6 protein-coding genes are annotated in these 12,884 nt (G+C 61.6%); 4 read left to right on the forward strand and 2 right to left on the reverse strand.

The annotated features are described in order from the left end of the window. Positions 1 to 147: 147 nt before the first annotated feature. The 4 genes from ptsP to ACOYXH_RS00585 all read left to right on the forward strand — a co-directional run bounded on the left by ptsP (position 148) and on the right by ACOYXH_RS00585 (position 7,423). Positions 148 to 3,009 (forward strand): phosphoenolpyruvate--protein phosphotransferase, encoded by a 2,862-nt coding sequence (gene ptsP / locus ACOYXH_RS00570; RefSeq protein WP_460067125.1) that lies wholly within the window; start codon positions 148 to 150, stop codon positions 3,007 to 3,009. Continuing rightward, on the forward strand, positions 3,009 to 3,950 hold the full coding sequence (pfkB, locus tag ACOYXH_RS00575; protein WP_258709244.1) for a 1-phosphofructokinase: 942 nt from the start codon (positions 3,009 to 3,011) through the stop codon (positions 3,948 to 3,950). Before ptsP ends, pfkB begins: the two co-directional genes overlap by 1 nt. An 11-nt stretch (positions 3,951 to 3,961) precedes the next feature. Then, on the forward strand, positions 3,962 to 5,695 hold the full coding sequence (locus ACOYXH_RS00580) for a PTS fructose-like transporter subunit IIB (protein ID WP_095125378.1): 1,734 nt from the start codon (positions 3,962 to 3,964) through the stop codon (positions 5,693 to 5,695). Between the two features lie 186 nt (positions 5,696 to 5,881). Continuing rightward, complete coding sequence (locus ACOYXH_RS00585; RefSeq protein ID WP_095049724.1) at positions 5,882 to 7,423, forward strand: alkaline phosphatase D family protein; 1,542 nt, start codon at positions 5,882 to 5,884, stop codon at positions 7,421 to 7,423. A 209-nt stretch (positions 7,424 to 7,632) separates the two neighbouring features. On the opposite strand, the gene ACOYXH_RS00590 is transcribed toward ACOYXH_RS00585, so the two are convergent. Continuing rightward, positions 7,633 to 10,161 (reverse strand): sulfite reductase flavoprotein subunit alpha, encoded by a 2,529-nt coding sequence (locus ACOYXH_RS00590; protein WP_320414508.1) that lies wholly within the window; start codon positions 10,159 to 10,161, stop codon positions 7,633 to 7,635. A 235-nt stretch (positions 10,162 to 10,396) separates the two neighbouring features. Beyond that, positions 10,397 to 12,718, reverse strand: a complete 2,322-nt coding sequence (locus ACOYXH_RS00595) for a TonB-dependent receptor (protein WP_460067128.1) — start codon at positions 12,716 to 12,718, stop codon at positions 10,397 to 10,399. Between the last annotated feature and the right edge of the window lie 166 nt (positions 12,719 to 12,884).

Below are 12,884 nucleotides of genomic sequence, written 5' to 3' on the forward strand. Positions count from 1 at the left end.
GCGTATTTTCTACGTTTTAGACGTCTTTGGCCGGTTCTGCCGTGAAACCGCCAAAACTGCCGCTGAAAAGCAAAGCGGTAAAGCGCCTAAGCTGCAAACCATCCAAAACAATACCTGGCACTCATACAGCGCCAAAAAGGAGATCGCATGCTCGAGCTCACTATAGAGCAGATATCCATGGGCCAATCGGCTGTGGATAAACCCGCTGCCCTGCAACTGCTCGCCAATCACCTGGTGGCCGATGGTCTGGTTGCCGACGGTTACCTCGCTGGATTGCAGGCACGGGAAGCCCAGGGCTCGACCTTTCTCGGTCAAGGTATTGCCATTCCCCACGGAACGCCGCAAACCCGTGATCAGGTATTCGCCACTGGCGTGCGCCTGATGCAGTTCCCGGAAGGCGTGGATTGGGGCGATGGCCAGATCGTTTATCTGGCCATCGGCATCGCCGCCAAATCCGACGAACACCTGCGCCTGCTGCAACTGCTGACCCGCGCCCTCGGCGAGACCGATCTGGGCCAGGCTCTGCGTCGTGCCAGTTCCCCCGAAGCGCTGCTGAAATTGCTGCAAGGCGCGCCACAGGAACTGGCGCTGGATGCGCAGATGATCGGCCTCGGCGTGTCGGCTGACGATTTCGAAGAACTGGTCTGGCGTGGTGCACGTCTGTTACGGCAGGCCGATTGTGTGAGCAACGGTTTTGCCGGTGTGTTGCAGCAGGTCGAAGCGCTGCCCCTGGGCGATGGCTTGTGGTGGCTGCACAGCGAGCAAACCGTGAAGCGTCCGGGGCTGGCGTTCGTGACGCCGGACAAACCGATGCGCTACCTCGGTCAACCGCTCAGCGGTCTGTTCTGTCTGGCCAGCCTTGGCGAAGCGCATCAGGCGTTGCTTGAACGTCTTTGCGCGTTGTTGATCGAAGGTCGCGGCCATGAGCTCGGTCGCGCCACCAGCAGCCGCAAAGTCCTCGAAGTGCTCGGCGGTGAATTGCCCGCCGACTGGCCGAGCGCGCGTATTGCCCTGGCCAACGCCCATGGTTTGCATGCGCGCCCGGCAAAGATCCTTGCGCAACTGGCGAAGAGTTTTGATGGCGAAATTCGTGTGCGCATCGTCGACAGCCAGGACAGCGCCGTGTCGGTGAAGAGCCTGAGCAAGCTGCTCAGCCTCGGTGCCCGTCGCGGTCAGGTGCTGGAGTTGATCGCTGAACCAAGCGTCGCCGCTGACGCCTTGCCGGCACTCTTGGCCGCGATCGAAGAAGGCCTTGGCGAAGAAGTCGAGCCGCTGCCAGCCGTAAGCCAGCAGCGCGAGGTCATTGCCGACATCGCCGAAGTGCTGATCGCCCCGGCGTCCGGCGCTCAGTTGCAGGCGATCCCGGCAGCCCCTGGCATTGCCATCGGACCTGCGCATATTCAGGTTCAGCAAACCATCGATTACCCGCTGCGCGGCGAGTCTGCCGCCGTTGAGCGCGAACGCCTCAAGCAAGCGCTCAGCGACGTGCGCAGTGACATTCAGGGCCTGATCGAACGCAGCAAAGCCAAAGCCATCCGCGAGATCTTTATCACCCATCAGGAAATGCTCGACGATCCGGAACTCACCGATGAAGTCGACACCCGCCTCAAGCAAGGCGAAAGCGCCGAAGCAGCGTGGATGGCGGTGATCGAAGCGGCGGCCAAACAACAGGAATCGCTACAGGACGCGTTGCTCGCCGAACGGGCGGCGGACCTGCGTGACGTCGGTCGTCGCGTGCTGGCGCAACTGTGTGGCGTGCAAACTCCGAGCGAGCCTGAGCAACCGTACATTCTGGTGATGGACGAGGTCGGTCCGTCCGATGTCGCACGGCTGGATCCGGCGCGCGTGGCGGGGATTCTCACCGCGCGCGGCGGCGCCACGGCGCACAGTGCAATCGTTGCGCGTGCTCTCGGGATTCCAGCGCTGGTCGGCGCTGGCGCAGCGGTGTTGTTGCTGGCGCCGGGCACACCGTTGCTGCTCGACGGCCAACGCGGTCGCCTGCACGTCGACGCCGATGCGGCGACCCTGCAACGCGCCACCGAAGAACGCGACACCCGTGAGCAACGCTTGAAGATTGCCGCCGAACAACGCCATCAACCGGCACACACCACCGATGGCCATGCCGTCGAAGTGTTCGCCAACATCGGCGAAAGCGCGGGCGTGATCAGTGCGGTGCAGCAGGGCGCCGAAGGCATTGGCCTGCTGCGTACCGAACTGATTTTCATGGCCCACCCGCAAGCGCCGGACGAGGCCACGCAAGAAGCCGAATACCGCCGCGTTCTTGATGGTCTCGCCGGTCGACCGCTGGTGGTGCGCACGCTGGACGTCGGCGGCGACAAACCGCTGCCGTATTGGCCGATCGCCAAGGAAGAAAACCCGTTCCTCGGTGTGCGCGGTATTCGCCTGACCCTGCAGCGTCCGCAGATCATGGAAGCGCAATTGCGCGCCTTGCTGCGTTCGGCGGACAACCGTCCGCTGCGGATCATGTTCCCGATGGTTGGCAGCGTCGAAGAGTGGCGTCAGGCCCGCGACATGACTGAACGTCTGCGCCTGGAAATCCCGGTTGCTGATCTGCAACTGGGGATCATGATTGAAGTGCCGTCCGCCGCTCTGCTCGCGCCGGTATTGGCCAAGGAAGTCGACTTCTTCAGCGTCGGCACCAACGACCTGACCCAGTACACACTGGCCATCGACCGTGGTCACCCGACGTTGTCGGCGCAGGCTGATGGCCTGCATCCGGCGGTGTTGCAACTGATCGACATCACCGTGCGCGCGGCCCATGCCCACGGCAAATGGGTCGGCGTCTGCGGTGAGCTGGCGGCAGATCCGCTGGCGGTGCCGGTGCTGGTCGGTCTCGGTGTCGATGAACTCAGCGTCTCCGGGCGCAGCATTGCCGAAGTCAAGGCACGCATCCGCGAACTCAGCCTGACCCAGGCGCAAACCCTTGCTCAACACGCCCTGGCCGTGGGCAGCGCGAACGAAGTGCGCGCATTAGTGGAGGCCCTGTAATGGCCAAGATTCTTACCCTGACCCTCAATCCGGCGCTCGACCTCACCGTCGAACTGCCACGCCTGGAGGCGGGTCAGGTCAATCGCAGCGACGAGATGCACACCCACGCTGCCGGCAAAGGCGTGAACGTCGCGCAAGTGCTGGCCGACCTTGGCCATCAACTGACGGTCAGCGGCTTTCTCGGTGAAGACAACCTGCAAGCGTTCGAAACCCTGTTCGCCAAGCGCGGTTTTGTCGACGCGTTTATCCGCGTGCCCGGTGAGACGCGCAGCAACATCAAAGTAGCTGAACAGGATGGGCGCATCACCGACATCAACGGCCCGGGACCGGTGGTCGATGCCGCCGCGCAGCAGGCGTTGCTGGAGCGTCTGGTGCAGATTGCACCAGGTCACGATGCGGTGGTGGTCGCCGGCAGTTTGCCGCGTGGCGTCACGGCGCAGTGGTTGCGTGAATTGATCGAACGGCTCAATCAACTTGGCCTGAAAGTCGCTCTCGACAGCAGCGGCGCAGCATTGCGCGAAGCTTTGAAAGCCAGTCCATGGCTGATCAAGCCGAACACTGAAGAACTCGCCGACGCGCTCGGTTGCGACGTGGTTTCTCACGCGGCCGAGGCTCAGGCAGCGGCGCGCTTGCATGCGCAAGGTATCGAGCACGTGGTGATCTCCCACGGTGCTGACGGCGTGAACTGGTTCAGCGTCGGTTCGGCACTGCATGCCACGCCGCCCAAGGTCAGCGTCGCCAGCACGGTCGGTGCCGGTGATTCGTTGCTGGCCGGCATGCTCCACGGTTTGCTCAGCGCCGATACGCCCGAGCAAACCCTGCGCACGGCCACCGCAATTGCGGCGATGGCGGTGACCCAGATCGGTTTTGGCATCAACGATGCGGCGCAACTGGCGCAGCTCGAACAGGGCGTGCGCGTGCGTCCCCTGACAGAACAATAAGAGGGTTTGTCATGAAATTAGCCATTGTTACGGCTTGCCCGAACGGCATGGTCACCAGTGTGCTGTGCGCACGTTTGCTCGATGCGGCAGCGCAGCGTCAGGGCTGGAGCACCAGCGTGGAAGTGGTCGATGCGGCGCACCCGGAACGCGAGTTGTCGGCGGCGACCATTGCAGCGGCGGAGTGGGTTTTGTTGGTCGCCACAGGCGCGGTCGATATGACGCGTTTTGTCGGCAAACGGGTTTTCCAGATTGCTCCGGCGCAGGCATTGCAAGATGTCGAGGCGGTGCTGCGTCGTGGTGCTGAAGAGGCTGAGGTTTACGTCGCCAGCGCGGCAGAACCGGTTGCTGATGCGCCGCGCGCGCCACGCCTCGTCGCCATCACCGCGTGCCCGACCGGTGTAGCCCACACCTTCATGGCCGCCGAAGCCTTGCAGCAGACCGCCAAGCGTCTGGGCTACGAACTGCAGGTCGAAACCCAAGGCTCGGTGGGCGCGAAAACCCCGTTGAGCGCAGCGGCGATTGCCGAAGCAGACGTGGTGTTGCTGGCGGCGGATATCGAAGTCGCCACCGAGCGTTTTGCCGGCAAGAAGATCTATCGCTGCGGCACCGGGATCGCCTTGAAGCAGTCCGAAGCCACGCTGAAAAAAGCCTTGGCCGAAGGTGCAGTGGAAAGCACTGCGAGTGACGGCAAGGCACCGGCCAAGCAAGAGAAAACCGGCATCTATAAACACCTGCTGACCGGCGTGTCGTTCATGTTGCCGATGGTCGTGGCCGGTGGTTTGATGATCGCGCTGTCGTTCGTCTTCGGCATCACCGCGTTCAAGGAGGAAGGCACGCTGGCGGCGGCGTTGATGCAGATCGGTGGCGAGACCGCGTTCAAGTTGATGGTGCCGTTGTTGGCCGGTTACATCGCTTATTCGATCGCCGACCGTCCGGGCCTGGCGCCGGGGATGATTGGTGGTTTGCTTGCCAGTACGCTGGGCGCCGGGTTTATCGGCGGCATCATTGCCGGGTTTATCGCCGGTTATGCGGCCAAGGCTATCAGTCGATATGTCGCCTTGCCGCAAAGTCTCGAAGCGCTGAAACCGATTCTGATCATCCCGTTGTTTGCCAGCCTGATCACCGGTCTGGTGATGATTTACGTGGTCGGTAAACCGGTCGCCGGCATGCTCGGTGCGCTCACGCATTTCCTCGACAGCATGGGTACCACCAACGCGATTCTGCTCGGTGTGCTGCTCGGTGGCATGATGTGCGTCGACCTTGGCGGGCCGATCAACAAAGCCGCGTACGCGTTCTCGGTAGGTCTGCTGGCGTCGCAGAGTTATGCACCGATGGCCGCGACCATGGCCGCAGGGATGGTGCCGCCGATTGGTCTGGGCATCGCCACATTTATTGCGCGGCGCAAATTCGCCCAGACTGAACGCGAGGCCGGCAAGGCTGCCTTCGTGCTGGGGCTGTGCTTCATCTCCGAAGGGGCGATTCCGTTTGCCGCGAAAGATCCGTTGCGGGTGATTCCGGCGAGCATCGCCGGTGGCGCGCTGACCGGTGCGTTGTCGATGTACTTCGGCTGCAAACTGATGGCGCCGCACGGTGGCTTGTTTGTGCTGGCGATTCCGAATGCGATCAACCATGCGTTGCTGTATTTGCTGGCGATTGTCGCGGGGAGCCTCTTGACCGCCGTTGTCTATGCGACGGTCAAACGCCCGGAAGCCGTTGAGCTGGCGCTGGAACCGGCGAAGGCCTGACTGACAACACAAAACCCTTGTAGGAGTGAGCCTGCTCGCGATAGCGGTCTGTCAGTGACATGAATGTTGGCAGATATACCGATATCGCGAGCAGGCTCACTCCTACAATTGGTTCTGTGGTGTGTCTGGTGTCATGTCTGTTTCATGATCGCGTGCTTAAGTTTTCCTTTTTTCAGGGAGAACACCATGAGCGATTTCAACCCCGGTCGCCGGCGTGTCATGCAAGTCGTTGGTGCCGGTCTGCTGATGCCAAGCCTGGCGCCGGCAGTGATTGCGTCGGTCAAGGATCGCCCGCAGTTGACCGACGGCGTGCAGTCCGGCGATCTGCAAGGCGACCGCGCGATGATCTGGAGCCGCAGCGATCGCCCCGCGCATATGGTGGTCGAGTGGGACACCCGCAGCCAGTTTCGCCACCCGCGCCGGGTAGTCTCGACGCTGGCCGATGCCCGCAGCGACTTTACCGCCCGCGTTGAACTGGCCGGGCTGCCCGCCGATCAGGCGATTTTCTATCGCGTGTATTTCAAGGACGCCCGTACCGGCGTCGCCAGCGAGCCGTGGCTCGGTCACCTGCGCAGCGCTCCGACGGCGCGGCGCAATATTCGTTTCGTCTGGAGCGGCGACACCGTCGGCCAGGGCTTCGGTATCAACCCGGACATCGGCGGCATGCGCATCTACGAAGCGATGCGTTTGCGTCTGCCGGACTTCTTCATCCACAGCGGTGACACCATCTATGCCGACGGCCCGGTGCCGGCCCAGCTCACCACGGAAAACGGTCGCATCTGGCGTAACCTCACCACCGAAGCCAAGAGCAAAGTCGCGCAGACCCTCGCCGACTATCGCGGCAATTACCGCTACAACCTGATGGACGAAAACATCCGCCGCTTCAACGCCGAGGTGCCGCAAATCTGGCAGTGGGACGACCATGAAGTGGTCAACAACTGGTCGCCCGGCAAGCAGCTCGACGAGCGTTATCAGGAAAAAGATATCCACACCCTGGTCGGGCGCGCACGCAAGGCGTGGCTGGAATACTCGCCGATGCGTTTGCAGGCTGCCGATGCTGGCGGAAGGATTTATCGCAAGTTGAGCTATGGGCCAATGCTCGATGTGTTCGTGCTCGACATGCGCAGTTATCGCGGCGCCAATGACGACAACCTCGGCGCGTCGAAACCGTTTTTGGGACGTGAGCAACTGAACTGGCTCAAGCGCGGCTTGAAGAAATCCAAAGCCCAGTGGAAGGTCATTGCCGCCGACATGCCAATCGGCCTTGGCGTGCCGGATGGTGAGGTCAGCCCGGGTGTCCCGCGTTGGGAAGCGGTGGCTAACGGTGACCCGGGACCGGCCCAGGGGCGCGAGGTGGAAATCGCCGAATTGCTCGGCTATCTGCGTGCGCAGCAGGTGCGCAATTTCGTCTTCCTCACGGCGGATGTGCATTACTGCGCGGCGCATCACTATCACCCGGACCGCGCGGCGTTTCAGGATTTCGAACCGTTCTGGGAGTTTGTCGCGGGGCCGCTGAACGCCGGGAGTTTCGGGCCTAATCCACTGGATAAAACCTTTGGCCCGGAGGTGGTGTTCGAGAAGGCGCCGCCGGCGCAGAACACTTCGCCGTTTGCCGGGTTTCAGTTTTTTGGCGAGGTGAATATTGAAGGGGGGAGTGGGGAGATGAGCGTGGTGTTGCGGGATTTGAATGGGGTGGCGGTTTTCGAGAAAAAATTGCAGCCTGCTTAAAGATCAAAGGCTAACCCTCATCGGAACGCCGCCCGCCCAGCCCTCTCCCGGAGGGAGAGGGGGCCGACGGAGGTGTCTAAAGAGGTACGCCGACCTGGAAGACCGTGTCGATTATGGATTCGGCAGAGGACGTTCAGGTCGGCGTATTGCGTGAATCTCTAACGGTCAGTCCCCTCTCCCTTTGGGAGAGGGTTAGGGTGAGGGGCTCTTTAATAGACATCACGCCGATAACGGCCCTGCTCAATCAGGCGTTCGACTTCGGCGGCACCAAGAATATCGTTTAGCACCTGATCAACCCCCGAAGCCATTCCCTGCAAGCTGCCACAGATATAAATAACCGCCCCGTCCGCCAGCCATTTCTTCAACTCTGCAGCCGACTCACGCAAGCGATCCTGCACATAAACCTTCTCAGCCTGATCCCGCGAAAACGCCAGATCCAGCCGCTCCAGATCACCATTGATCAACCACTCTTCCAGCTCCGCGCGACAGAGGAAATCGTGTTCACGATTGCGCTCGCCAAACAGCAACCACTGGCGCTGTTGACCATCGGCAATCCGTGCCTTGAGCAAGCTGCGCAGCCCTGCGATGCCGGTGCCGTTGCCCAAAAGAATCATCGGCACTGGTTCGTTCGGCAGATGGAAGCCACTGTTGCGTCGAACCCGCAAACTGATGCTGCCGCCCACAGGCGCGTGCTCAGTCAGCCAGCCGGAACCGATGCCCAGGGTGCCGTCGGCATGCTGTTCCTGACGCACGATCAACTCCAGCACGCCGTCGGCGGCAATCGAGGCGATCGAGTATTCGCGCATGGCCAGCGGCACCATCGCGTCGACCAGCGATTGCGCATGCAGACCGACCAGATGTGCGCGGTGCTCGGGCAATTGCCGCGAGGCCAGCGCAACTTCCAGCGGCTCGTCGAGGCCGTTGATTTTCACAGTGGTTTCGCCACGAATGCCGAGGCCGTCGAGGAAGTGTTCGATGGCCCACGGGCAGTTACGCGGCAGCACTTCGACCAGATCACCGGCCAGCCAACTGCTGGTGTTCGGTGCGCTCAGGCCCAACAAGTAAACCGGCGCACCGCTGCTATCCGGGTTCATCAGTTCGCGGCGTACCAGCGTCCAGTTGTCGTAACTCGGTGCTTGCCAGGTATCGACCGGTGCTTGGCCGGTGAGCAGGCCAAGTTGGGTTTGCCAATGGCGCAGGGCATAGGGATCACCGCTATCGACTTCCACCGGCGCGAACAATGTCTTGCCGCCGTGCTCCGCCAACCATTGGTGCAGGCGTTTGGCGAAACCACAGAAGTGCTGATATTGACGATCGCCGAGACCGAGCACCGAGTAATTCAGACTGTCGAGCGTTGCCGCTTTGCCCAGCACTTTGCGCTCGAATCCGCGCGCGCTGTCCGGCGCTTCGCCGTCGCCGAACGTGCTCACCACAAACAGTGCGTTGTTCGATTCACGCAGATCCTGCTCGCTGACATTCGCCAGCGGCTGCACTTTCACCGGCAGTCCGGCGGCCTGCAATTGCCCGGCGGTCTGCCATGCCAGTTGCTCGGCAAACCCGCTCTGGCTGGCGAAACCGATCAGCCAGGCCGAGGCATCGCCCGTCGGTTGTGCAAGGCCTTGGCGGGCATCCTTGATCTGCTTTTTCTTGCGCCGACGGTCGAGGTACAGCAGCCAGCCGGTGATGAAAAACAGCGGCATGCACACCGCTGCGAGGGTGATGATGATCCGCCCGACCAGACCGAAATAGCTGCCGACGTGCAGCGCATAAATGCTGGTGAGCAATTGCGCCTTGAAGCTCTTGTCGGCGTAACGGTCGACACGTTTGACGATGCCGGTGGCCGGGTCGAGGGTGATCTGGTTCAGCGCGCGATCATGCGGCGAGCTGTCGAGCAGGTAGAACACGGTCGCCGGTTGGCCAGCGACGGCCGGCATACGGATGTTGTACGCCGCCAGACCCGGGCCGGCAGCGCTGTAAATGCTGCTCCACATCGCTGCGTAATCGGCGATCGGTGCCGGGCCTTCCGGCGCCGGGCCGCGACCACCGCGCACGCGCTCGTTTTGTGGCGAGTCGGAAAGCAGTCGGGTCAGGCCTTTGTTGTACCACTCGTACGACCACGACAACCCGGTCAGCGCCAGCAACAGATAGACCAGCAGGCACCAGGTGCCCGCCACCGAGTGCAGATCCCAGTTGAAGGCGCGGCCCTTTTTCTTCCAGTCCAGCGTCAGCCAGACGCGCCAGCTATGCCACTGACGCGGCCAGCGCAGGTACAGGCCGGACAGGCAGAAGAACAGCAGGATCAGCGTGCAGGCGCCGGTGATGTTGCGCCCGGTATCGCCCATGGCGAGGAAGCGGTGCAGTTGCAGCATCAGGCCGAAGAAATCCTGGCCGACCGCGTCGCCCATGAACTCGGCGGTGTACGGATCGAAGTAGCGCATCTCGCCGCGACGTTCACCCTTGGGCGGGGTGAAGAACACTTTCGCCGCGTTGCCGCTGTCGGTTTCGACCCAGAGCATCGAGACTTTTTTGCCGGATGTGGCTTCGATACGCTCGACCAGTTCGACGGGCGGCAAGACACCGGCGACTTGTTTCTCTACCTGCAGGACGGAGGGATTCAGCGCCCGCAGGATTTCGTCCTGAAACGAATAGGCCGCGCCGGTGATGCCCATCAACGCCAGCACCAGGCCTGCGGTGATGCCAAAAAACCAGTGCAACTGGAACAGGGTTTTCTTCAACACGTCACTCGCCGTCCATTCGGAAATTGTCTTCACGGCGCGCATTATGCCGTGGGTTATCGAGAAGCGTTCTTTATTACGCACAAAAGCCCCGTTCAATTGAATGAACGGGGCCAAGCCTTGCGGCGCATACCTTGTGGGAGCGAGCCTGCTCGCGAAGGCGTCGTGTCAGTCAGCCTCTACTTGACTGACCCAGCGCTTTCGCGAGCAGGCTCGCTCCCACAGGTTTCCACATCGGTCAGAAGTGGAAGTTGGTGCTCAACAGTGCCGTACGGCCCGCCGCCTGGTTGGCGAAGTGGGTCGAGAAGGCTTTGTCGTAGTAGGTTTCGTTGGTCAGGTTCTGCACGTTGAGTTGCAGGTCGACGTTCTTGGTCAGCTTGTAAGCCGCCATCGCGTCGTAGCGAACATACGAGTCAACCATGGTGGTGTTGGCCACGCTGCCGTACACGTCGTCGACGTAGAACGCGCCGCCACCGATGGTCAGCTTCGGCGTGACCTGGTAAGTGGTCCACAGGCTGGCGCTGTTTTTTGGCGTGTTAGGCAGTTCGTTGCCGTCGTTGGCTTTGCCCAGCGGGCCGCCATCGACTTGTTCGCTGTCCATGAAGGCGTAACCGGCGAACACTTGCCACTTGTCAGTGATCTTGCCGCTGGCCGAGAGCTCGACACCTTGCACACGGGTCTTGCCGGCGTTTTCGTACGACGTGGTGTCGACTTGCACACGAGCGTTTTCTTTCTCGGTGCGGAAGATGTCAGCGGTCAGCGACAGGCGATCGTTGAGCAGATCCCACTTGGTGCCGATTTCATAGTTCTTGGTGGTTTCCGGCTCCATGTCGCTGCTCAGCAGGTTGCCGCTGCGATCCGGGGTGCCGCCCAAGGGGTTGCTTTCCTGACCCTCGCCCAAGGTGTTGCCCGGTGGCGTGGCCGAGGTGGCGTAGGAGGCGTAGATGCTGCCGTTTTCCGCCGGCTTGTAGACGACGCCGAACTGACCGGTGACGAACTCGCTGGTGTCATCGCCCTTGGACGTGGTGGTGCCAGCGGCGTTGTAGGTCTTGTAGTCGGTGTCGAAGTGGTCGTAACGCAGGCCCATGTTCACCAGCCACTGCTCGTTCAGCTCCAGCGTATCGAACACATACAGCGCGTAGGTGTTGGCCTGGGTGTCGGTGCCGGCGTAGTTACGCGAAATCGCGCCGTTCCACGGATCGTTCGGGTTCGGGTTCGACAGCGAGGTGCAGTTGTAGTTACTCGACGCGCCGATCATCGACGGCGTGCAGTTGCTGCTCGCGGCCACATTAGTGGTGCGCGGTGTGGTGTCGGTGTTGACGTTGTACGAAGACTTCTGGCTTTCCTCACGGGTGTATTCAACGCCGGTGGAAAAGCTGTTCTTGAAGCCGGCAACGTAGAAGTTGCCGAACAGGTCAGTCTGGTTGGTGGTGGTCTCGGTGTTGCTCACCCGAGTATTGGCCCGGCGCCAGAGGCTGCCATTGTTGACGTTGCCCTTGCTGTCGTCAGGTTGGGTCAGGATGTAGTCCTGCATGCTGGTGCCGTGACGCAGGGTGTTCTTGATCGTCAGCGAGTCGCTCAGGTCATGCTCGATGGCGAAGGTCGCGGTGTCGGTGCGGCCCTTGCGGAAGTCGCGATCCAGGCCGTAGAAATTGCTGTGGTCACCGCCAGCGTAAGGCTTGTCCGGATTGGACTTGGTGCGTGCAGCGGAGCCGCCGGCCGGAATGGTGTACGGCACGCCCGAGTCCGGGGTGTCGTTGCTTTCGAGGTGGTAGTAGTCGAGGTTGACGCGGGTGTCGGTGCCCAGGCCAAACGCCAGGGACGGGGCGATGCCCCAGCGGTCGTAATCGACTTTGTCGCGACCGGCGACGTTGCTCTCGTGGCTCATCAGGTTCAGACGGCCGGCGGCGGTGTCGCTGAACTGGTAGTTGCCGTCGAGGGTGTAGCGCTGAGTCTGGTCGGAGCCCCAGGTGAAGCCGCCATCGAACGAATTGCCCAGGTGCGCTTTCTTGCTCACCAGGTTGATGCTGCCGCCTGCCGCGCCACGACCGCCGATGGCGGAATTCGGGCCCTTGCTGACTTCAATGTTTTCCACGGCGAAGATTTCGCGGCTTTGCGAACCGGTGTCGCGCACGCCGTCGAGGTAGGTGTCGCCCTGCGCGTCGAAACCACGAATGAACGGACGGTCGCCCTGTGGATTGCCGCCTTCACCGGCGCCGAAGGTGATGCCCGGCACGGTGCGCAGCGCGTCCTGCATGTTCAGGGCGCCGGTGTCTTTGAGCACTTGTTGCGGAATAACGGTGACCGAGCGCGGCGTGTCGACCAACGGCGCGGTGTACTTGGGCGAGGAGGCTTTTTCGACCTGGTAGGACGTTGAGTCCTGCGCTTCGCCGGTGATGGCGGTGGCGTCCAGGGCGATGGCATTGCCGGTGGCTTTGCTGTCGGTTTTTTCCGCGGCGAACACCATCTGGCCAGCGGAACCGGCGGTGATTGCCACACCGATTGCAGAGGCGAGCAGACGTGGTGAACTGACCGGTAATTGTGCGTGTTGACGTGCCATTTTTATTCCCCTCCCCAAGGATTTGAGGCGGCGGAATATAGGTTAAACAAGTATTCGTATCAATTGCGAAACATTGTTATTCGCACTGAATTTACATTCTTTACAATTTAACCTTACGGTTTTTGCCAGTTCATTCGTCTCTCGGGTTTTACACAGTCAATAAGAA

Source organism: Pseudomonas sp. Mb7 (assembly GCF_054790525.1).